This is a genomic window from Pseudomonas sp. CROZ-RG-20F-R04-15, from assembly GCF_022662375.1.
In the GTDB taxonomy this organism is placed as follows: domain Bacteria; phylum Pseudomonadota; class Gammaproteobacteria; order Pseudomonadales; family Pseudomonadaceae; genus Aquipseudomonas.
In genome coordinates this window covers 256732-279081 of the sequence record NZ_JAKNQL010000004.1, presented here as the reverse complement: position 1 = coordinate 279081, position 22350 = coordinate 256732, and the positions used below count along the sequence as shown (strand labels likewise).

Genomic DNA, 22350 nt, shown 5'->3' with positions numbered 1-22350 from the left:
TCGTGTTGCCCCATGTGTGGACGTTATGCCCTGTTTCGCTGGAACCGCGATTTCGCGGCCCTGCCAGGTTTTCCCGCCGATCAGCAGGCGCAGTGGAACATTTCCCCCAATGATTCGGTGTTGATGCTGCGTGCCGGTGAAGATGGCCAGCGCACCTTAGCCCGCGCCCGTTGGGGCCTGACGCCGCCGTGGCTGACCGATCTGTCGAAGACGCCGGCGCATGCCCGTGCGGAAACGGTTGCCGAGCAACCGATGTTTCGTGAGGCGCTGCGCCAGCGTCGCTGCCTGCTCCCCGCCAACGGTTTTTACGAATGGCGCGGCACCCAGCGCAAGCGGCCCTACTGGCTGACGCCGGGGGAGGGCGCTTCGCTGTTTTTTGCGGCGATCTGGGAGGCGTATCCGGTGCAGGAGCAGGTCTGGTTGAGCACGGCGGTGATTACTCAACCGGCGTCGAGTCAGCGGCGGCCGTTGATTCTTGATGAGGCGGGGCAGGCGGCGTGGCTCGATCCCGAGACGCCGTTGCATGTGTTGCAGGGGTTACTGGCCAGTGAACCCGCTGCATTGCGTGAGCGGGTGTTGGCGAATCTGATCAATGATCCGAAGCTCAATGGGCCGGAGTGTTTGACCCCGGGTTAAAGCCTGTGGATCAAAAGCCCCTCACCCTAGCCCTCTCCCGGAGGGAGAGGGGTCTGATTGGGGGATATTGACGAAATACACCGACTTGAACGCTCAGCTTTGAATCCATAATCGACTGCTTATTTCAGGTCGATGTATGACGGGAGACAACTCGGTCAGTCCCCTCTCCCTCTGGGAGAGGGCTAGGGTGAGGGTGCTCTTGGCTTTTCAGACCTTGAACTGATTGATCAACCGCCGCTGCTGCTCCGCCAGCTTGGTCAGATCGGCGCTCGCCGAACTCGACTCATCCGCACCGCCCGCCACTTCATTCGCTACCTGCCCGATGTTGATCACATTGCGGTTGATGTCATCCGCCACCGCGCTTTGCTCTTCGGCCGCACTGGCAATCTGCGTGTTCATGTCGTTGATCACCGACACCGCCTGAGTAATCGTTTCCAGCGCTTGAGCCGCTTTCGCCGCGTGCTGCACGCTTTCATCGGTACGGTTCTGGCTGTCTTCCATGACCCGCACGACATCGCGTGTGCCCTGCTGCAGTTGCTGGATCATGCTCTGGATTTCTTCAGTGGCTTTCTGGGTTTTCTGCGCCAGATTGCGCACCTCGTCGGCCACCACGGCAAAGCCGCGACCTTGCTCCCCGGCGCGCGCTGCTTCAATTGCCGCGTTCAGCGCCAGCAGGTTGGTTTGCTCGGCAATCCCGCGGATCGCCGTGAGAATCGCATTGATGTTTTCGCTGTCCTTGGCCAAGGTTTGCACCACGTCTACGGCCTTGCCGATTTCCACGGCCAGTACGCCAATCGAATTGGACGTGTCACGCACGATTTGCATGCCCTGACTCGCTGCCTGATCGGCATGGCTGGCCGCTTGCGCAGCCTGCGTAGCGTTGCGCGCGACATCCTGAGCAGTGGCGGTCATTTCCTGCACCGCCGTGGCCACCTGATCGATCTCGGCCATTTGTTTCTGGATACCGATGTTGGTGCGAATCGCGATGTCGGCGGTGTGTTCCGAAGAATCGCTGACGCTCTGCACCGACGTCACCACCTGGGTGATCATCGCCTGCAACTTGGCCAGGAACGTGTTGAAGCCTTTGGCGATCGAGCCCAGTTCATCACTGCGGTCGCTGCTCAGGCGACGGGTCAGATCACCTTCACCTTGAGCGATGTCATTGAGCATCGCGACCATCTGCTTCAGCGGCCGGGCAATGCCGTGGCCAACCAGCCAGATCACCAGCAGGCCGAGGCCGGCGATGAGCAGACCAACCATGGCCATGCCGAAGGTGTCGGACTTGCGTTGCGCATCGAGGTCGGCCTGCAGTTTTTGCAGATCCGCCATTACCGCGTTCAAAGGCAATTGCAGCATCAGTGTCCAGCGTGCGTCGGTCTGGCCGATGCCGAATGGCAGGTACAGTTCGATGCGACCCTTGTCCTTGTTGACCGAGTAAGTCACTTCGCCGCGCTTGAGATTGGCCATGTTGGCAATCTGCTCGGCGTCGAGGATGTCGCTGACTTTCTCGCCGAATTTGCTGGCGTCTTTGGTGTAGGCAACGATGCGGCCGTTGCCGCCGATCAGGGCCATTTTCCCGGCGCCGCTGTAGAGCTTCTGGTTGGCAGCGAGGAGCATTTCCTGGATGAAGTTCACCGACAGGTCAGCACCGACGATGCCCTGGAAGGCGCCGTTGAGCATGATCGGTTCAATAAAGGAGGCGAGCATGACGATCTTGTCACCGACCTTGTAGGGTGCCGGATCGATCACGCAGGATTTTTTGCTCTCTTTCGAGCACAAGTAGTACTCGCTGGCGCGTACACCGGTGGACAGGGTTTTCTGGTCGTCGACGTCGACCAGTTTGTCCAGGCCGAGGGTGCCGTCATCGTTGCGGAACCACCATGGCAGGAAGCGTCCGTTGGCCGCGTCGATGCCAACCACGCTGGTGCCGACGTAGGCCGCGTCGTTGTGGTCGAGGGCGTTCTTTTCCCAGCCGATGTAAGTGCCGAGAATCTTCGGGTTCTTTTCGACGTTCTCTTTGATCAGGCTGATCAGTTGCTCGCGGCTGACAGTGAGGCGCGGCTGACCATCGGCGCCCGGTGTGCCGAGCAGGGCGTTGACCCGCACCAGCCCGCCGGCAATCAGCAGCGGCGCTTCGAGTTCACGCTGGATCTGACTGACCTGGGTTTGTGCCAGCGAAGTCAGGCGCTGCTCGATGACTTGCTCGAACTGCGCCTGGGTGCGCTGCTGCACCATCTCTTGCGTACGGGCGCCGGAAAACAGCGCATACAGCACCAGCGCAGCGACCACGCTGAGGACGATGGCGCCAGCCAGGGCGGCGACGGAAAACTGGATCGACTTGAACTTCATGGGAGCTCCGCACGCAAGAGGACGTCTGCGGTGATGTATCGGCAGGCGGCATTGGGCCATGAGTGCGAGCCAGTGCAATTGCAAGCCGATGTCGCAAATGGATCTGTGCGCGACGCAGTTGCACGGGGCTTGGCAGTCGCTGTGAATTTTTTACGACAGCTCTGGTGGGAAACGTCTGAAAGTCGCTGCAACACGTCCGTTGTATCTGGCGTCGATACAATTACCCGCCTAGGATACGCGCAGGTTTTCAGGGAGCTTTTGAATGAACAAGACATTGGTTGTAAGTGCACTGAGCGCAGCGCTGTTGCTGGCCGGTTGTCAGTCGGTCAACACCACCAGCGGCGGCGCCGTGGGTGTGGAGCGCAAGCAGTACATGTTCAGCATGCTGTCCTCGCAAGAGGTCGACCAGATGTATGCCCAGTCGTATCAGAAGACTGTCGGTGAAGCCTCCAGCAAGGGTGTGCTGGACAAGACCAGTCCTGAGGCCAAACGGGTTCAGGCAATTGCCAATCGCTTGATCGCCCAGGCGCCGAATTTCCGTCCGGATGCGGCGCAATGGCAGTGGGAAGTCAATCTGATCAAGAGCGATGAGCTCAACGCCAACTGCGGGCCTGGCGGCAAGATCATTTTCTACACCGGGCTGATCGACAGCCTGAAACTCACCGACGATGAGATCGCCGCAGTCATGGGCCATGAAATCGCCCACGCCTTGCGCGAGCACGGTCGTGAAGCGATGTCCAAGGCCTACGGGATTGAAATGGCCAAGCAGGGCGCGGGTGCATTGCTCGGTCTGGGTCAGGACAGTCTGGCGCTGGCCGATACCGTGGCCAACTACGGCATGACCCTGCCGAACAGCCGCGCCAACGAAAACGAAGCTGATCTGATTGGCCTGGAGCTGGCCGCACGCGCCGGCTACAACCCGAACGCCGCGATCACCTTGTGGAACAAAATGAGCAAGGCGTCGGAAGGTGCACCGCCGGAGTTCATGAGTACTCACCCGGCCTCGGCCAGCCGGATTGCCTCGTTGCAGGCGGCGATTCCGAAGGTTATGCCGCTGTACGAACAGGCTCCGAAATCCTGATGGTTTTGCAGCGAGGCTGATGGCCCCTTCGCGAGCAGGCTCGCTCCCACTTTGAAATGCATTCCATTGTGGGAGCGAGCCTGTCTCCGGGCGGCGTTCCGACGAAGAACGCTGACGCGGTCTATCGACTTACGCCGTCACACCCAGCCACTGCTCTGCATCGCCTTGTACACCGCAACGATCGCCAGAATCATGAACGCCGAAGCCGCGAGGCGGCGGATCAAGGTCAGCGGCAGTTTGTCCGCAGCAAAATTACCCGCCAGAACCACTGGCACGTTGGCAATCAACATGCCCGCAGTAGTACCGATAATTACCAGCCACAGTTCCGGATATTGCGCGGCGAGCATCACTGTCGCGACCTGAGTCTTGTCGCCCATTTCCGCCAGGAAGAACGCAATCAGCGTGGTCAGGAACGGCCCGAACTTGCGCGCGGTGCTGGTTTCATCGTCGTCCATTTTGTCCGGGACCAGCGTCCACAACGCCGTGGCCGTGAAGCTTGCGGCGAGGATCCAGTGCAGTGTCGCATTCGAGAAGAAACTGCCGAACCAGGCGCCTACCGCACCGGCTGCTGCGTGGTTGGCCAGGGTCGCAGCGACAATGCCGGCAATGATCGGCCAGGGTTTGCGGAAGCGAGCGGCGAGAATCAGCGCGAGCAGTTGCGTCTTGTCGCCGATTTCGGCCAAGGCAACGATTGCGGTGGGAACGAGTAACGAGTCCAGCATCAGGATTTCCTAAGGGGCGGGTCGACACGGCTATGACACGTACAGCCTTCCCGCCCCGGGTAAGGTGTGCGTGTCATAGGTCTTGTCAAACCCTGCGATCCGTCTGCTGCGGACGCTTGGGTCGCATACGCCATGATCTGAGGATCAAGTATGTTGACGTATGCCGGACGAGCTTGGCGCTCGTGGGAGACTACTCCCCTAGGACGGAGCGGATTCTGCCTAGGCAAATCCGATTGAGCAAGCCTCTTTTTTAAAAGAGGTTTCAGCCGCGCTTGGCTCGGTAAATCCGGAAACCATTGCCCTCGGCCTTGATCGCACACACGCCCAGATGTTCTTCGATCAGCGGCTGATACTTGAGGAAGCTGTTCGCCACCAAGCGCAGTTCGCCGCCGTTTTTCAGATGTTTGGCCGCTTTTCGCAGCAAGTTTTCCGTAGCGAAATAATCGGTGTGTACGCCGACATGAAACGGCGGGTTGCTCAGAATCGCGTTCAAACCCATCGGCGCAGCGTCGATCCCGTCCCCGGTCAACACTTCGGCTTCCAGACCGTTGGCAGCCAGCGTCAGACGGCTGCTGGCAGCAGCGAAAGCATCCACGTCCAGCAACGTCACTTGATTGTGCGGATAGCGACGTTTTACCGCAGCCCCCAGCACGCCAGCGCCGCAACCGAAGTCGAGCAAATGGCCGCTCGGCAATTTGTCCAGATGCTCCAGCAACAGGGCGCTGCCGCGATCCAGGCGACCGTGGCTGAACACGCCCGGCAGGCTGATGACTTTCAATGGGCCTTCAGCCAGTGGCAGTTCGTAAGTCTGTGCCAGACTTTCCAGGGATTTCGCTTCCGGGGCGTTGGCCACAGTCACTTGCCACAACTGGCAGTGGCGCGCGCTGTCGAGCTTGCGTGGCTTGCCGAACGGATTGAGCTGCTTGGATGCACCCTCGATGCCGCTGCGTTTTTCCCCGACCAGAAACACTTCACGCCCGGCCAGACGCGCAGCCACGGCGTTGAGGATGTAATCGGTCAGGTCCTTGGACTTGGGCAGAAACACCACGGCGCTGTCGAACTCGCGCTCCGGCACGTTCACGCCGAAATGGCTGCGACCTTCGAAACGTGCGTCCAGCGCGGCCTGGTCGCCGGCATGCCAGCACCAGCCGAACGCGTTGGGCAGGCGACCGAGCAAATCGTCGGCGGGCAAACCGGCCAGCAACAGCGAACCTTGAAACAACTCGGGCTGACGAAGCAGTACTTCACTGCGCGGATCCATAACTGCTCCTCAAAAAAAAGTGCCGCAGTTTATCAACTGACGACCCGCAGCGCCTTACCGCTGAAGAACGCCTGAGCGTTTTCGCGCAATTGGCCGACAATGCGCTGGCGTGCCTCGCGACTACCCCAGGCGTTGTGTGGCGTAACGATCAGGCGTGGAATGTCCGCCGCGAGCAACGGATTGCCTTGGGTCGGTGGCTCGACACTCAACACATCGGTAGCCGCGCCGCCGAGGTGGCCATTGCGCAAGGCATCGGCCAGCGCCTGTTCATCGATCAGACCGCCACGGGCGGTGTTGACCACGAACGCACCGGGCTTCATCGAGGCCAGTTCGCGGGCACCGATGAAGTGGCGCGTGTGCTCGTTGAGCGGGCAATGCAGAGTGAGGGCGTCGATTTGTGGCAGCAATTGATCCAGCGGCAGACGATCCGGGCGAGCAGGGCGCCCGGGAATCTGCCCGAGCAACACGCGCATGCCGAAGGCTTCGGCCAGCCGCGCTACCGCGCCACCGAGTTCGCCATGACCGAGCAGGCCGAGGGTTTTGCCTTCCAGCTCAACGATCGGATAGTCGAGCAGACAGAACTGTTTGGCCTGCTGCCAACGGCCTTCGCTGACGGCTTTCTGGTAATCGGCCAGGCGGGTGGCGAGGTTGAGCAGCAGCATGATCGTGTGCTGCGCCACCGACGGCGTGCCGTAACCCTGGCAGTTGCACACGGTGATGCCCTGCGCGCGGGCGGCAGCGAGGTCGACGTTGTTAGTGCCGGTGGCGGTGATCAGGATCAGTTTCAGATCGGGATTGGCGGCCATCGCGGCGGCGTCGATCAGGATCTTGTTGCTGATCGCCACGGTGGCGCCTTGCAGGCGCTCGGCAACCTGCTCGGGCAAAGTCTGGGCGAACAACTGCAAATCGCTGAAACAATCACGCAATGGACTGAGGTCCAGATCGCCGAGATCCAGCGAAGGGTGATCAAGGAATACCGCGCGGCGCGTGTTCGTCATCAACTGTACCTTTTGTGCTGTGAGCGTAGGGCGTAATCTGCCGAGCCTACCAGATGAAACAAATTGATACGCTTGGCCGAAAGGAGCCCCCATGTACTGGACCGAGTTCGTGACCGTTGCACTGATCCATCTGTTGGCCGTGGCCAGCCCCGGCCCGGACTTTGCCGTGGTGGTGCGCGAGAGCGTGACCCACGGTCGCCGCGCCGGCACCTGGACCGCACTGGGTGTGGGCACGGCAATTTTCCTCCACGTCGGTTATTCGCTGCTCGGTATCGGCCTGATCGTTTCGCAGTCGATCGTGCTGTTCAACGCCTTGAAATGGGCCGCTGCGGCTTATCTGCTGTACATCGGTTTCAAAGCCTTGCGTGCGCAACCGGCAAAAACCGTGACCGATGATCTGCACAAAGAGGCCGGCGTGCGCACCGCTCGCGGCGCGTTCACCTCGGGCTTTGTGACCAACGGTCTGAATCCGAAAGCCACGCTGTTCTTCCTGTCGCTGTTCACCGTGGTGATCAACCCGCATACGCCGCTGGCGATACAGGCCGGTTACGGGGTTTATCTGGCGGTCGCAACGGCCCTGTGGTTTTGCCTCGTCGCGATGCTGTTCAGCCAGCAACGCGTGCGCGCCGGTTTCGCCCGCATGGGCCACTGGTTCGATCGCACGATGGGCGCGGTGCTGATCGCTCTCGGCGTGAAAATCGCCTTCACCGAGATGCATTGAGAAAACACCGAGAACAACCTGTGGGAGCGAGCCTGCTCGCGAAGGCGTCTTGTCAGTCGATATCGTTAGCGGCTGATTTACCGCCTTCGCGAGCAGGCTCGCTCCCACAAGTTATTGGGGTGATTTCTAAAGGAGTGCGCTGAGCTTGCTCAGGGTATTCAAGTAGTCGCGGGGATTCTCCCCAAGCAAACGCCGAAACATCGCGCTGAACGCCCGCGCGCTGCCGTAACCCAGGTCCTGCGCCACACGCTGCACGCTGTCTCCGGCGAGCAGGCGCGGCAGGGCTTCCATCAGGCGCAATTGCTGGCGCCAGGCGTTGAAACTCATCTGCAATTGTTGCTGGAACAACCGCGCCAATGTCCGTGAGCTGGCACCGACCTGCTGAGCCCAGTCTTCCAGCGTATTGGGATGATCGGGCGTGTGCAGCAGCGCCAGACAGATGTTCTGCAGGCGCCGGTCAGTGGGCATCGGGATATGCAGCGGCAGGTTTTCCAGGCTGGCCAGTTCTTCGAGCATCAATTGCTGAATCAACGGATTGTCGGCGTGCGGCGGGCCTTGCACGGCACGCAGGATCAGCTCGCGCAACAACGGCGTCACCGCCAGCACACAGCATTGCTGCAGGGCGGCGGGCGACAGCTCGGGAGCGATGAACAGCGAGCGCATTTGCACATCGCCACTCATGAAAATCTCGTGCCCCACCTCTGGTGGAATCCATACCGCGCGGCTCGGCGGAATCACCCACGCCCCGCGTTCGGTGACCACGCGCATGATCCCGCTGACGGCATACAACAACTGCGCCTCGCGATGCAGATGCAACGGCTGGTGCGCGCCGTCCAGATAATCCCGGGGATAGGCGCTCACCGGGCCGTGTTCGAAGTGGCTGATCAACATGTCGGATTCGATGACTTGTTTGGCAGGAATGCGCTTTTTCGCCAACTTAGCATAAGCGGTACACAACAACGTAAAAGCGTGCAGCCATGAATCAATCGAGAAACGTCATCCGCTACATCAACGCCGCGCATGTGATCGATCACATGTTCATGCTGATTTTTCCCGCCGCCGTGCTCGGCATGACCGAGGCCTTTGGTCTCGACTATGCCGCGCTGATCGGCCTGTCACTGGGGGGCTTCATTGCCTTCGGTGCCTGCTCGCTACCCGCCGGTTGGCTCGGCGATCACTGGAGTCGGCGGCAGATGATGCTGGTGTTTTTCTTCGGTATTGGCGCTTCGGCGATTTTCACCGGCCTGAGCAACAGCCCGACCATGCTGGTGACCGGCCTGACCCTGATCGGCATTTTCGCAGCGATTTATCACCCGGTGGGCACGGCGATGCTGGTGGCTTATGCGCAAAACCGTGGCCGTGAAATTGGCATCAACGGCATGTGGGGCAATCTGGGCGTGGCGTTTTCGGCGCTGATCACAGGCTTGCTGGTGGCGCAGTTCGGCTGGCGCTCGGCGTTTCTGTTACCGGGCGTGGTGGCGATTGTGTTGGGCATCGGTTTCGCCTTGCAGGTGCGAGAAGAACCGATCCCGAAACGCCCGCACACGCCGCTCAAAGGCGCCGCGGGCCAGCGCATTTCGATGGTCATGGTGTTTGGCGTGCTGGCGCTGGCCACCGCCACTGGCGGCGTGGTGTTCAACGCCACCACCATGACTTATCCGAAACTGTTTCAGGAACGTTTGCATGAGCTGTTCGCTTCGCCGCAAACCCTCGGTGTGGTGGTCAGTCTGGCTTATGCGTTTGGCGCGGTGGCGCAGTTGAGCATTGGCCGAGTGTTGCACCGCTTCAGTCTGAAGTGGCCGTTCATTGTCCTGACGTTGTGCCAGGCACCGCTGCTGTTCGCGCTGGCTTATGCCGACGGCTGGACGGTAATCGCCCTCGGCGCAGCGTTCATGTTCGTGGTGTTTGGTCAGGTAACAGTGAACGATGCAATGGTTGCCAACTTCGTCGCCCCGCAATGGCAATCGCGAATCTTCGCCCTGCGTTACTGTTTATCGTTCGGTGCCAGTGCGACGGCGATTCCGCTGATTTCCTATGTCGAACCGCGCCAAGGTTTCGTAGGCCTGTATTTGATTCTTGCGGGCTTCGGCGCGTTGACCTTCCTCGCTGCGGTGGTTTTCCCACGTACGCCTTCTGAAGAGGCTGTAGGACAAACCGCCTGACAGATAACGAAAACCGGCAAATGCTGGCGCAAAGCTAGCATTTGTACGGCTTTGCAAATCATTCCTTTGGCTGATTTGGCTGGCGTATAAGGGTTCTAGAGTACCAATCTCTACGCCAACACCGTGCAGTCAGAAAAGGGATTCTTATGTTGCAGACTCGCGTCATTCCCCCGGCCGATGGGGCCTACCAGTATCCATTGCTGATCAAACGGCTGCTGATGTCCGGCGCCCGTTACGAGAAAACCCGCGAGATCATCTACCGTGACCAGTTGCGCTATAGCTACCCGACGCTGATCGAACGGGTGGCACGCCTGGCCAATGTGCTCACGGCGGCCGGTGTGAAGGCCGGTGATACGGTGGCGGTGATGGACTGGGACAGCCACCGTTATCTGGAATGCATGTTTGCGATTCCGATGATTGGCGCGGTGATCCACACGATCAACGTGCGTCTGTCGCCGGAACAGATCCTCTACACCATGAACCACGCCGAGGACCGCTTTGTGCTGGTCAACAGCGAGTTTGTTGGCCTGTACCAAGCGATCGCACCGCACCTGACCACGGTCGAGAAAACCCTGCTGCTGACCGATCTGCCGGAGAAAACTGCCGACTTGCCGAATCTGGTCGGCGAGTACGAGCAACTGCTGGCCGCCGCGAGCCCGCAGTACGACTTCCAGGACTTCGACGAAAACTCCGTCGCCACCACGTTCTACACCACCGGCACCACTGGCAACCCGAAAGGCGTGTATTTCACCCATCGGCAACTGGTGCTGCACACCATGGGCGTGTCGACGATCATGGGCTCGATTGACAGCGTGCGCCTGCTTGGCACCAACGATGTGTACATGCCGATCACGCCGATGTTCCACGTTCACGCCTGGGGTCTGCCGTACGTGGCGACCATGCTTGGCCTTAAACAGGTTTATCCGGGGCGTTACGATCCCGAGTTTCTCGTCGAGTTGTGGCGCAAGGAAAAGGTCACCTTCTCTCACTGCGTGCCGACCATCCTGCAAATGCTGCTCAACGCCAAAGGCGCGCAGAACACTGATTTCGGCGGCTGGAAAATCGTCATTGGCGGCAGCGCGCTCAATCGCACCCTGTACGAAACCGCCAAGGCGCGCGGCATTCAGCTCACCGCCGCCTACGGCATGTCGGAAACCGGGCCATTGGTTTCCTGCGCGCACCTCAACGATGAGCTGATGGCCGGCACCGAAGACGAACGCACCACTTACCGGATCAAGGCTGGCGTACCGGGGCCGCTGGTGGAAGCGGCGATCGTTGACGGCGAGGGTAAATTTCTCCCCGCCGACGGTGAGACCCAAGGCGAATTGGTGCTGCGCGCCCCGTGGCTCACCGAGGGTTATTTCAACGAGCCGCAGAAGGGCGCCGAGCTCTGGGCCGGCGGCTGGCTGCACACTGGCGACGTCGCCACACTCGACAGCATGGGCGTGATCGATATCCGCGACCGCATCAAGGACGTGATCAAGACCGGCGGCGAATGGATCTCTTCTCTGGACCTCGAGGATTTGATCAGCCGTCACGTCGCGGTACGCGAAGTAGCAGTGGTGGGCATCGCCGATCCGCAGTGGGGCGAGCGTCCGTTTGCTCTGCTGGTGATCCGCGAAGGGCACGTGATCGGGGCGCGTGAGCTCAAGGAACACCTCAAGCCGTTCGTGGAGTTGGGCCACTTGAGCAAGTGGGCGATTCCGAGTCAGATCGCCCTTGTTACCGAAATTCCCAAGACCAGCGTCGGCAAGCTCGACAAGAAGCGCATCCGCCTCGACATCACCGAATGGCAGGCCAACAACAGCACCTTCCTCTCGACACTTTAAGTGTCTGCTGGCGCGCCGAAACCGGCGCGCCAGACCCACCAAGCAAGCGCTTGGCTTGTGAAATCGAAAAATTAGGCCATCCTTGCCGTGCCGACATCTGTCGGACTGGCGAAAGGACTGTTCCAGAGTGGTTGGCAGCTGCAAATCACACTTTAGAGGGATCAAGCAGTACCACCTGCTGGCTATAGTCCGCTCAAGGATTTTTAAGAACGGGGCAAACGCACAAAACGGGGCGATGCATCTTTGGAGTGACTTCGGGCTGTCTCTGGCACCCGGTCCTTCAGGCGTTTTTAAAAGTACTCACTGCCATAACAATAATGCACATGGAGTAGCGTCGATGACCTCAGTAAACCAGTTCTGGCGCCGGGCGAAACTGCCTCTGGCGGTCAGTCTTGCCTCTTCGCTCGCCGGGCCCGCATTCGGCGTCAGTTTCAACGTCGGTGAAATCGAAGGCCAGTTCGACTCATCCCTGTCGATCGGTGCCAGTTGGTCTACTCAGAACCCGAACAAGAACCTCATCGGCGTCAACAACGGCGGCCACGGCCTGTCGCAGACGTCCGACGACGGTCACGCCAACTTCAAGAGCGGTGAAACCTTTTCGAAGATCTTCAAGGGTATCCATGACCTTGAATTGAAGTACGGCGACACCGGCGTGTTCGTCCGTGGCAAATACTGGTACGACTTCGAACTCAAGGATGAAAGCCGCGAGTTCAAGGACATCAGCGATTCGGGCCGTAAAGAAGGCGCCAAGTCTTCGGGCGCCGAGATACTCGACGCCTTCGTCTACCACAACTACTCGATTGCCGATGAGCCGGGTTCCGTGCGACTGGGCAAGCAGGTAGTGAGCTGGGGTGAAAGTACCTTCATCGGCGGCGGCATCAACTCGATCAACCCGATCGACGTCTCCGCTTTCCGTCGTCCGGGTGCCGAGATCAAGGAAGGCCTGATCCCGGTCAACATGTTCTACGTCTCGCAGAGCCTGACCGAAAACCTCTCGGCCGAAGCGTTCTATCAACTGGAATGGGACCAGACCGTTGTCGACAACTGCGGCACGTTCTTCTCGCAGCCGGATATCGTGGCCGACGGTTGCAACGACAACCTGCGCGTGCTGAACAAGCGTTCACAAATCCCGGCCATCGCCCTGGGACCATTGGCCGCCAACGGTGTCAACGTCAACGAAGAAGGCGTTCTGGTGCGCCGTGGTCCGGACCGCGATGCCCGCGACAGCGGTCAGTGGGGCGCATCCTTCAAATACATGTACGAGCCGCTCGACACCGAGTTCGGCGCCTACTTCATGAACTACCACAGCCGTGCGCCGATCTTCAGCGCCACCGGTGCGCCACAATCGGTCTACAACACGGCACGCGCGCTGCCAGGTCCTTTTGCGGCACTCGCCCCATTGCTGGTCGCGGGCAACTCGAATTACTTCATTGAATACCCTGAAGACATTCGCCTCTACGGTCTGAGCTTCTCCACCACGCTGCCTACCGGTACGGCGTGGAGTGGTGAGATCAGCTACCGTCCGAACGCACCGGTACAACTGAACTCCACCGACATCCTGTTCGCCGGTGTGCGTCCGATCGGCGGCGCACTGACCAACGCTTCGATACTGAACGGCGTGCCGGGTCAGGATCTGCACGGTTACGAGCGCAAGGAAATCACCCAGATCCAGACAACGTTCACGCACTTCTTCGATCAGGTCATGGGCGCCAGCCGTCTGACCCTCGTCGGCGAAGTCGGCGCGACCTACGTCGGCGGGCTGGAAAGCCGTTCCGACATGCGTTATGGCCGCGATCCGGTGTACGGCCCGGGTGAGTTGCCGGCCACTGGCGGTGTCAACACCTGCGCCAACATCCTCAATGCCAGCACCATCAACGGTGCAGGGGCAGGTTCGCCGCAGAACAACCGCAGCCGCAACTGCGACAACGACGGCTTCACCACGTCGATGTCGTGGGGCTACCGCGGTCGCGCCATCTGGGAATACAACGACGTCTTCGCCGGTGTGAACCTCAAGCCGAACGTGGCCTGGTCCCACGACGTCAGCGGTTACTCGCCAGGCCCTGGCGGTAACTTCGAGGAAGGTCGCAAAGCGGTCAGCCTGGGCGTCGATGCCGAATACCAGAACACCTACACCGCGAGCCTGGCTTACACCAACTTCTTCGATGGCAAGTACACCACTGTGGATGATCGCGACTTCGTTGCGCTCAGCTTCGGCGTGAACTTCTAAGCACTGCATTTCAGGACGAACGAATTTATGAAAATAACAAAGAGTCTGTTCCACGCCAGTGTTCTGGGCCTGTCGCTGCTGGCGACCGGGGTCATGGCTGCGGTGCCTGCTGCAGAAGCCGACAAACTGGGCAAGAGCCTGACGCCGATGGGCGCTGAAATGGCCGGTAACGCCGATGGTTCGATCCCGGCGTGGAAGCCGCTGCCGAAGAATGCCGGCAGCGTCGACGCGCGTGGCTTCCTGTCCAACCCTTACGCCAGCGAACAACCGCTGTTCACCATCACCGCCAAGGATGTCGACAAGTACAAGGACAAGCTGGCGCCGGGTCAATACGCGATGTTCAAGCGCTACCCGGACACCTTCAAGATGCCGGTTTACCCGTCCCATCGCGGTGCGACCGTGCCAGATGACGTGTTTGCCGCGATCAAGAAAAACGCCACCACCACCAACCTGGTGTCCGGCGGCAACGGTCTGGAGAACTTCGAAACGGCCGTGCCGTTCCCGATTCCGAAGAGCGGTGTGGAAGTCATCTGGAACCACATCACCCGCTATCGCGGTGGCAGCGTGACTCGTCTGGTGACTCAAGCCACGCCGCAACCGAACGGCTCGTACAGCCTGGTGTACTTCCAGGATCAGTTCGTGTTCCGCGACAAGATGAAGGACTACGACCCGAAAAACCCGGGCAACATCCTGTTCTACTTCAAACAGAAAGTAACCGCGCCGGCGCGTCTGGCCGGTGGTGTGCTGCTGGTGCACGAGACCCTCGACCAGGTGAAAGAGCCACGTTCGGCGTGGGTCTACAACGCCGGTCAGCGTCGTGTGCGCCGCGCGCCACAGGTGTCCTATGACGGTCCGGGGACTGCGGCGGATGGCTTGCGGACCTCCGACAACCTCGACATGTTCAACGGTGCGCCGGATCGCTACGACTGGAAGCTTGAAGGCAAGAAAGAGATGTACATCGCCTCCGACAGCTACAAGCTCGACGATCCGAAGCTGAAATACGCCGACATCATCAAGGCCGGTCACATCAACCAGGATCTGGCGCGTTACGAGCTGCGCCGCGTCTGGCATGTGGTTGCGACACTGAAGGAGGGTCAGCGCCACATCTACGCCAAACGTGACTTCTACATCGACGAAGACACCTGGCAGGCAGCGGTGATCGACCACTACGACGGTCGTGGCCAACTGTGGCGCGTTGCCGAAGCGCATGCCGAGAACTACTACGACAAACAAGTGCCGTGGTATGCCTTGGAAACCCTCTACGACCTGCAGTCCGGCCGCTACCTGGCACTGGGCATGAAGAACGAAGAGAAGCAGGCGTATGACTTCGGTTTCACTGCCACCACCAGCGACTTCACCCCAGCCGCATTGCGTCAGGATGGTGTTCGCTAACCCGGTGTAACCCGAGGCCGCATCCTCGTGAAAACGCCCCGACCGGTTCGGGGCGTTTTTTTTGCGCGGCCTGCGCGCCTTCGAACCGCTTTTGTAGGAGTTGCCGAAGGCTGCGATCTTTTGATCTTTTGTTTGGACCGTGGGTTTTGGGGGCATATCCGTTGTTGCGGTTGGGGCCTCTGGCGGTTTCGCTCTTACAGCGAGTCCCTTTTTCAAACGCCAAAAAGGAATCAAAAGGCTTGGCCCCCGGCGTACGGCACTTCGCTTAGGCTCAGTGTTCCCTCGCTACGGTGTTCATCCGGGGGCATCGCCTACGGTTTGCTTCGCTGCACCTCCTCTCGATGTATGCGGCTACGCCGCACGGCGCTGCGCGCCTGCCCCGGATGAACGCCTTCGCTCGGCCTGCCGATGGGGGCGAAAATCAAAAGCCAGATCAAAAGCAGATCAAAAGATCGCAGCCTTCGGCAGCTCCTACAGGTCGAAATGGGGGGGGAATGGCGCATTCTGGAAAGACTTTTGTAGCCATTTGTAGCAGCAACCTTCATTCCCGGTACGTTTAAGGCTAGTCTGCGGACATCTGCAACGCCGCCAACAGCAATTCGAACAAGAGCCGGCCATGACTGATCTGTCCCCACTTCCGGGTCCCGCAAGCGTTGCCGTCGCGGCACTGGACGGGCGTTTTTTTCGCCCGCCGCTGCCCGACGGCTACGTCTTGCGACCACGTCTTTGCGAGCGCCTGCAGGCCGGGCTCGGTGGACGGCTGTTGCTGGTCAGCGCCCCCGCCGGGTTCGGCAAGAGTTCGCTGGCGGTGGAGTTCTGTCAGAGTCTGCCGGCGCACTGGCAAAGCCTCTGGCTGGGGCTGAGTCCTCGTGACAGCGACCCGGGGCGGTTTCTCGAACGTTTGCTTGAAGGCCTGCAGGACTACTTTCCGCAACTGGGCAGTCGCGCACTCGGCCTGCTGAAAATGCGTCAACGTCATCAGCCGTTTGCCTTCGAAGAATGGCTCGACGGCTTGCTTGATGAGCTGGCGCTGCACCTCGATCCTGCTGCGCCGTTGCTGCTGGTGCTCGACGATTACCATCTCGCGCAAGGCCCGGTGCTTGACCGTTGCCTGCAGTTTTTCCTCAATCATCTGCCTGATGGCTTGCTGGTGATGGTCACCAGTCGCCAGCGTCCGGACTGGCATCTGGCCCGCTTGCGTCTGTCGCGGCAGTTGCTGGAGTTGCATGAAGCGGATCTGCGCCTGACCCACGACGAAGCTTTGACCTTGCTCGATCGCCACAGCAGTTCTCTGCGCGGTGAAGCCCTGGAAAACCTGATTCAGCGCAGTGAAGGTTGGGTTGCCGGTTTACGTTTCTGGTTGCTGGCGATGTCTGAAGCCGGCAGCGATGCAGCATTGCCGCAAACGTTGAACGGCGGGGAAGGGCTGATCCGCGATTATCTGCTGGAAGAAGTCATCGATTGCCTGCCGGCCGAAGTGCAGGCCTTTCTCTACGACACCGCACCTCAGGAGCGCTTTTGCAGCGAGTTGTGCGATGCCGTTCGCGAGGCCCATGACAGCGCCGAGATTTTGCGTTTCCTGTTGGCCCATCAGGTCTTTCTGGTGCCGCTGGACGAGCACGGTCACTGGTATCGCTATCACCATTTATTCTCTGATTTATTGCGCAGCCGGCCGATTGCGCAAGCGATGGTGCCGACCGCCACGCTGCACCTGCGCGCCTGTCGCTGGTTCAACGCCCAAGGCTTGCTCGACGAGGCGGTAGAACAGGCGTTACGCGCAGGCCACCTCGATGTGGCGGCAAATCTGGTGCAAAACCTTTCCGAAGAACAACTGCTGGCCGAGCAAAATGTCGGCATGCTGCTGCGCTGGAAAATGGACTTGCCCGACAGTTTGCTGATAAGCACGCCGCGCTTGATCGTGCTTTACAGCTGGGCGTTGGGCTTGGCCTGTCAGCTCGATGCCGCCGAAGAGTTGTCCAGCCACCTGAGCCGGTTCCTGCCGGCGCCTTCCGCTACCGCGCAGAAATCGATGCTGGCGCAATGGCTGGCACTGAGCGGAATCATTGCCCGTGGTCGCGGCCATCGTGAGCTGACGCTCAGATACTGCAGTGAAGCTTTGGAAAGCCTGCCGGCGAAACGTTATGGCCAACGGCTGATGTGTTTATCAACCTTGTCCAATCTGGCCATTGCCGATGGCGATCTGTGGCGCGCACGCGGTCTTAACCGAGAGTCCCTGGAGCTGGCGCAGCGTGTCGGCAATCCGTTGTTCGAAGCGCTGGCGCATTACGACCGTGCGCGGGTGTTGCAGGCTCGCGGCGAGATCCTGCGCGCCCTCGATGAAGTCCATCAGGGGCTGGAGCGTTTGCGCGGCTTGTCACCACAACGCCTGTATGCGGTGCGCGCACGACTGACGCTGTATGAGGGCTTCCTGTTGGCGATGCGCTTGCAGCCGCAGGCTGCGCGTGTGCGTTTGTTGGCCGGCATCGGCGAAGCACGCGCCTGTCGCGATATCAGCGTGTTGATCGGTCACTGCGTCATCGCGCGACTGGACGGCAGCAGCGGCGATTTCGCCAAGGCCTTTGCCGAACTCGCTGAAGCCGAACGCCTGATGCACATCTGGGACGTACCGCCGATCTACTATCTGGCGATGATCACCCTGGTCAAATGTGAGCTGTGGCTGGCGCAGGGCCGTACCGATCTTGCCGAGGCGTGGCTCGCGCGTCTTGGTCAGACTTACACAGGCGAGCGCGGCGCCGCGCCACCTGAGTTTCATCCACAGCTGCCGTTGCATGTGGAACTGCAACAAGCGCTGCTCGACATGATTCAGGGGCAACCGATGCTCGCCGAAGGGCGATTGAACGTGTTGCATGAAAACGGCCAGCAAACCGGCCGGCAGTTGCTCAGCGTGATGGCGTTGACCCAGAAGGTTTCGTTGTTGCTGGCCAGTGGTCGTGAGCCGGAAGCACGCAAGGCTTTGAGTCAGGCGCTGGAAGCTGCGGCTGGGGGAGTGTTGCAGCCATTCGATGTGTTGGTGAAAGGGCACGCTGACTGGTTGCGGGGGCAGTTGCAGAATTCGCCCGCGCTGGCAGGACAGCAACTACTTGAACACTTCCCCGCGGCAACGCTTCGTCCGGTTGTCGAGTCCGGCGTGGCTGAACAACTCAGCAGCCGCGAACTGGCGGTACTACGCCTGATCGCCCAAGGCTGTTCGAATCAGGAAATCAGCGAGCAGTTGTTCATTTCCTTGCATACGGTGAAAACCCACGCCAGCCATATAAACAGTAAGTTGGGAGTTGAGCGGCGAACGCAGGCGGTGGCGCGGGCCAAAGGACTGGGCATTCTTTGATGGAAACCTAGCGACAAAGGTTAGATAGTTGCGTTTCCAAGTCAAAGATTATCGCTTTAAGTTTGTCTGGCGAACATGCAGTTATTTTGGAAACTGCCATTCTTCGGAAGGAAATTTCCTCGTTGGCTTTAATGAGCTTTTGTATAGCTACATCGTCAACCTTCTTACTAATTGACTCCATGCTCAAACTGATCAGTGGTATTCCAGTTCCTTCTTCGTCAGTCCGGCAGGCAAGATGTTGTACGTCAAAGAGTGTTCCTAGCTCATAGAGCTTGGTTTCCGAGGTTGCTACGTAGGATACGTTTATTTCTGGAAGGTAGTTTGGAGTTAGAAGAGTTTCTGGCATTTTAAGAAGGAATATATCCCATGCGGTTGCCTTGAGATCATGTATAGCATGTTCCAATGGCATATTCGCTTGAGTGTTGACAAGTTTTCCTGCCAATCCGCTGAAATAGTACAGAGCTAAACCTGACTCCCTCGCGAGGCGAATGCCCAGTTCGTCAATCATGAATTTTTCGAACTGTTCACATTTTTTTACGACGCCTTTATTGTCGACGAATTTAATTAGTACCATCTTTAATAGGCTGGCGTAGGTGAAATCTATTAAATGTGTTGTATCTTTTTTGTTTATGCCGGAAGCGATTTGTTTTACCCAGGCATTCGCGCAGTCATCAAGGTTGTCTTCACCGTAGAGGTTGCAATAGTGAGCTATAGCATCTGGTTTTAGCTTGATTTTTCTTTCTTTAATGAAGGTGTTTTCGCACATGGCCTGTAGCTTTAATATTGAGGCTAATACCTTGGGGACATATCGATTGAAATCTTCAGATGTGGATTTTAGGTAGGCTTCTGTAACATAAAACAATGGGGAGAAGTCACACTTTGTTTCAGCTAAATGAAGTATGAAGGCTTCAGCGGTCTGATATTTTTCAGGTGATAGCGGTTCTGGGTTTTCTACGTATTCGTGTAGCAAGCTTGCGACGTGTGAGTCTAGGGTTATTGAGCACCAAAACATAAGTTCCAGTTGAGAGTTATTTGTGCAGAATTGATGGTTGAAAAGGGCGGGACGCTTTCCACAAAACTGATCGATGATATGTATTCTGTGCGAGTCATTGCCGAAAAAAAGGGACTCCTCGTAGAAAAACGACGGATAGGGCGATGCTGCAATTTCAAAAAAATGAGCGTTGGTGTCATCGGTGGATGTGAAATAGTTTTTATACTGCTGATACATGTGTTTGGCTCATGAAGGGTTATAAGGTGGTGGTGTTTAGGCAGAGAATGTGATTGAGTTGCGCGATGAGCGTTTTCGTTAACGTTGTGTCGCCATTGAGAAAATGCAATTACCTGTTCAAGCTACTATTAACAGAATGATCTCTTGCTGAGGATGCCTTGCGCAAACTTAATACGATTAGACCTTAGGAGTATCTATGGGAGATTTATTGCCCGCGCTCATCCGCGAAACCTTCCCCGTCGGCCCGCTCCAGTGCAACTGCACCATCATCGGCGATCCGATCACCAAAAAAGCTATCGTCGTCGACCCGGGCGGCAATCCTGACCTGATCATGGCCCGCCTCGATGCGCATGGCCTGAAAGTCGTCAGCATCATCCACACCCACGCGCACCTCGATCACTTCCTCGCTTCCGGGCAAATGAAGGAGAAAACCGGTGCAACCCTGCATTTGCACAAGGAGGACCAGTTCCTCTGGGACAACCTCGAAATGCAGTGCCAGATGTTCGGTGTGCCATACACTCCAGTGCCATCGCCAGACCGCTGGTTGAGCGACGATGAGGAACTGGCCTGCGGTTGCGGCGTGGCCCTGCATACGCCGGGACATACACCCGGTTCCATGAGCTTTTGGTTTTCCGAGGCTAAGCTGTTGATAGCCGGCGACACGTTGTTTCGTCGCGGCGTAGGGCGCACGGATTTGTGGGGAGGCGATCAGGCGACCATTGTGCGCTCGATCAAGCAGCGGCTGTACACGCTGGACGAGGATGCGACCGTGGTGACCGGACATGGGCCGGACACGCGTCTGGGTGACGAAATGCGCGAAAACCCGTTTGTGCGCGCCTAAATATTTTGTCACGAGTGCCCGTCGGAATTTTTGTGCATTGTCATGATCCAACGCCCGCGCAGGTCCATTTTACCCAGTGGCCGCTGCACCACAGAATGCGAAAAACCAGGAGCTCTCCATGTTCACCAAGCGTCGTTTGATTATTGTCGCTACTGCCGTGGCCTTGCTGTCCGGCTGCGCCTCGCCTAACCCGTATGACAATCAGGGCCAGGCTGACAGCGGCTCTCAAGGCATGAGCAAAACCGCCAAATACGGCGGCCTCGGTGCACTTGCCGGCGCACTGGCCGGTGCCGCCATCGGTCACGACAACCGTGGCAAAGGGGCATTGATCGGCGCCGCTGTGGTCGGTGCTTCCGCTGCCGGTTACGGTTACTACGCCGACCAGCAAGAAAAGAAACTGCGCGCGAGCATGGCCAACACTGGCGTTGAAGTGCAGCGCCAGGGCGATCAGATCAAGCTGATCATGCCTGGCAATATCACATTCGCCACCGATTCGGCGAACATCGCTTCCAGCTTCTATCAGCCGCTGAACAACCTCGCGGGCTCGCTGAAAGAATTCAGTCAGAACCAGATCGAAATCGTTGGCTACACCGACAGCACCGGCAGCCGCCAGCACAACATGGACCTGTCCCAGCGTCGTGCGCAGAGCGTGGCGACTTACCTGACCTCGCAAGGTGTCAGCGGTGCCAACCTGTCGGCTCGTGGCGCCGGCCCGGATAACCCGATTGCCAGCAACGGTGATGTGAATGGCCGGGCGCAGAATCGTCGGGTTGAAGTCAACCTGAAAGCGATTCCGGGTCAGCAGTATGGTGGTCAGCAGCAACAGCAGCCGGGTACGGTTCAGCAGTATCCGTAAGTGCTTGCCTGAATGAAGAAATGCCCGGTCCGCTGATCGGGCATTTTTTTGTGTGGTCAGCGCCGGCCCCTTCGCGAGCAGGCTCGCTCCCACAGGTATTGAAGGTGTACACAAAATTTGTGTTCCACACCTAACCCTGTGGGAGCGAGCTTGCTCGCGAAGGGGCCATAACATTCACCCACAATCATCGGACACAAAAAAGCCCCCGGACACATCGTTGTCCGGGGGCTTTTGTTTGTCAGCGAAGACTGATTACTTCTTCAACCCGTAATGCTCATCGAGCATGCCCGGCGAGTTCGGGGTCTTCGGTGCGTAGTCGCGCGGCGGCTCCTGATCGCGCGGTGGCGTCAGGCGTTCACGTGGCGCGACTGCCGCGTCAGCGTGCAGGGCAGCGATCAGGCGCTGGCGGGTCTGCTCGTCCAGGGCCAGACGATTGGCGCCCTCGGCGAGATGATCCTGCACTTCCTGATAGCTCTGGGTCAGTTTCTTGACCAGCATCGCAGTGCTGTTGAAGTGGGTGACCACCTCGTTTTGATAACTGTCGAAACGCTCCTGGATATCATCCAGTTGACGCTGCGTACGGCTCGGCGCGGCGTTCGGCGCAACGCGCGCGATCAGGAATCCAATGGCGACACCCACAACCAGGGCAACAGTCGGTAACAACCAAACTAAGAGCGAGTGTTCCACGAGTCCTTCCTCTA

The 22350-nt window shown here is 58.9% G+C and carries 17 protein-coding genes, 1 pseudogene and 1 riboswitch; of the genes and pseudogenes, 11 read left to right on the top strand and 7 right to left on the bottom strand.

The window, feature by feature from the left end; all coding sequences use genetic code 11:
* Nucleotides 1-12 precede the first annotated feature (12 nt).
* Nucleotides 13-636: an SOS response-associated peptidase gene (locus L8H52_RS09075; RefSeq protein ID WP_123376569.1), complete on the top strand. Its 624-nt coding sequence runs from the start codon at nt 13-15 to the stop codon at nt 634-636.
* 207 nt (nt 637-843) lie between these two features.
* Here the strand turns inward: L8H52_RS09075 and L8H52_RS09070 are convergent, their stop codons facing one another.
* Nucleotides 844-2985 (bottom strand): methyl-accepting chemotaxis protein, encoded by a 2142-nt coding sequence (locus tag L8H52_RS09070; RefSeq protein WP_242206815.1) that lies wholly within the window; start codon nt 2983-2985, stop codon nt 844-846.
* 262 nt (nt 2986-3247) lie between these two features.
* Between L8H52_RS09070 and L8H52_RS09065 the strand changes: the two genes are divergently transcribed.
* Entirely contained in the window at nt 3248-4066 is an 819-nt protein-coding gene (locus L8H52_RS09065) for a M48 family metallopeptidase (protein ID WP_175553232.1), read from the top strand.
* Nucleotides 4067-4203: 137 nt separating this feature from the next.
* Here L8H52_RS09065 and L8H52_RS09060 read toward each other — a convergent pair whose 3' ends face one another.
* The 3 genes from L8H52_RS09060 to L8H52_RS09050 form a co-directional block, all read right to left on the bottom strand.
* Nucleotides 4204-4788 carry a TMEM165/GDT1 family protein gene (locus L8H52_RS09060; RefSeq protein ID WP_077574495.1) on the bottom strand — a complete coding sequence of 195 codons (585 nt, stop codon included), beginning with the start codon at nt 4786-4788 and terminating at the stop codon, nt 4204-4206.
* Between the two features lie 88 nt (nt 4789-4876).
* Nucleotides 4877-4999: riboswitch (yybP-ykoY riboswitch) on the bottom strand.
* Between the two features lie 51 nt (nt 5000-5050).
* Nucleotides 5051-6049 (bottom strand): class I SAM-dependent methyltransferase, encoded by a 999-nt coding sequence (locus L8H52_RS09055; RefSeq protein WP_122604818.1) that lies wholly within the window; start codon nt 6047-6049, stop codon nt 5051-5053.
* 32 nt (nt 6050-6081) lie between these two features.
* Entirely contained in the window at nt 6082-7047 is a 966-nt protein-coding gene (locus L8H52_RS09050; RefSeq protein ID WP_242206814.1) for a 2-hydroxyacid dehydrogenase, read from the bottom strand.
* A gap of 91 nt (nt 7048-7138) precedes the next feature.
* Between L8H52_RS09050 and L8H52_RS09045 the strand changes: the two genes are divergently transcribed.
* Both L8H52_RS09045 and L8H52_RS09040 read left to right on the top strand, forming a co-directional pair.
* Nucleotides 7139-7768 (top strand): LysE family transporter, encoded by a 630-nt coding sequence (locus L8H52_RS09045; protein ID WP_242206813.1) that lies wholly within the window; start codon nt 7139-7141, stop codon nt 7766-7768.
* Nucleotides 7765-7887: pseudogene (locus L8H52_RS09040) on the top strand (metal ABC transporter ATP-binding protein); the annotation flags it as partial. The gene L8H52_RS09045 and the pseudogene L8H52_RS09040, both read left to right, overlap by 4 nt.
* A 7-nt stretch (nt 7888-7894) precedes the next feature.
* Here L8H52_RS09040 and L8H52_RS09035 read toward each other — a convergent pair.
* Nucleotides 7895-8659 carry a helix-turn-helix transcriptional regulator gene (locus tag L8H52_RS09035; protein WP_242206812.1) on the bottom strand — a complete coding sequence of 255 codons (765 nt, stop codon included), beginning with the start codon at nt 8657-8659 and terminating at the stop codon, nt 7895-7897.
* A gap of 86 nt (nt 8660-8745) precedes the next feature.
* Here L8H52_RS09035 and L8H52_RS09030 point away from each other — a divergent pair, with 86 nt between their 5' ends.
* From L8H52_RS09030 to L8H52_RS09010, 5 genes are all read left to right on the top strand, one after another.
* A complete protein-coding gene (locus L8H52_RS09030) occupies nt 8746-9930 on the top strand; it encodes an MFS transporter (RefSeq protein WP_242206811.1) in 1185 nt (394 codons plus the stop codon).
* A gap of 146 nt (nt 9931-10076) precedes the next feature.
* A complete protein-coding gene (locus tag L8H52_RS09025; RefSeq protein WP_242206810.1) occupies nt 10077-11759 on the top strand; it encodes a fatty acid--CoA ligase in 1683 nt (560 codons plus the stop codon).
* A 337-nt stretch (nt 11760-12096) separates the two neighbouring features.
* The gene (locus L8H52_RS09020; protein WP_242206809.1) at nt 12097-13986 is read left to right on the top strand and encodes a DUF1302 domain-containing protein; all 1890 of its coding nucleotides are present in this window, start codon (nt 12097-12099) and stop codon (nt 13984-13986) included.
* 27 nt (nt 13987-14013) lie between these two features.
* Nucleotides 14014-15378 carry a DUF1329 domain-containing protein gene (locus L8H52_RS09015; RefSeq protein WP_242206808.1) on the top strand — a complete coding sequence of 455 codons (1365 nt, stop codon included), beginning with the start codon at nt 14014-14016 and terminating at the stop codon, nt 15376-15378.
* Nucleotides 15379-15994: 616 nt separating this feature from the next.
* Nucleotides 15995-18724, top strand: coding sequence for a LuxR C-terminal-related transcriptional regulator (locus L8H52_RS09010; RefSeq protein WP_242206807.1), 2730 nt, complete (start codon nt 15995-15997; stop codon nt 18722-18724).
* Nucleotides 18725-18731: 7 nt separating this feature from the next.
* Here the strand turns inward: L8H52_RS09010 and L8H52_RS09005 are convergent, their stop codons facing one another.
* Entirely contained in the window at nt 18732-19952 is a 1221-nt protein-coding gene (locus tag L8H52_RS09005) for a hypothetical protein (protein WP_242206806.1), read from the bottom strand.
* A gap of 196 nt (nt 19953-20148) precedes the next feature.
* On the opposite strand from L8H52_RS09005, the gene L8H52_RS09000 reads away from it, so the two are divergent.
* Both L8H52_RS09000 and L8H52_RS08995 read left to right on the top strand, forming a co-directional pair.
* The gene (locus L8H52_RS09000) at nt 20149-20793 is read left to right on the top strand and encodes an MBL fold metallo-hydrolase (RefSeq protein WP_242206805.1); all 645 of its coding nucleotides are present in this window, start codon (nt 20149-20151) and stop codon (nt 20791-20793) included.
* A gap of 118 nt (nt 20794-20911) precedes the next feature.
* Nucleotides 20912-21649: an OmpA family protein gene (locus L8H52_RS08995; RefSeq protein WP_077574486.1), complete on the top strand. Its 738-nt coding sequence runs from the start codon at nt 20912-20914 to the stop codon at nt 21647-21649.
* A gap of 252 nt (nt 21650-21901) precedes the next feature.
* On the opposite strand, the gene L8H52_RS08990 is transcribed toward L8H52_RS08995, so the two are convergent.
* On the bottom strand, nt 21902-22336 hold the full coding sequence (locus L8H52_RS08990; RefSeq protein WP_242206804.1) for a DUF1043 family protein: 435 nt from the start codon (nt 22334-22336) through the stop codon (nt 21902-21904).
* Nucleotides 22337-22350: the final 14 nt, after the last annotated feature.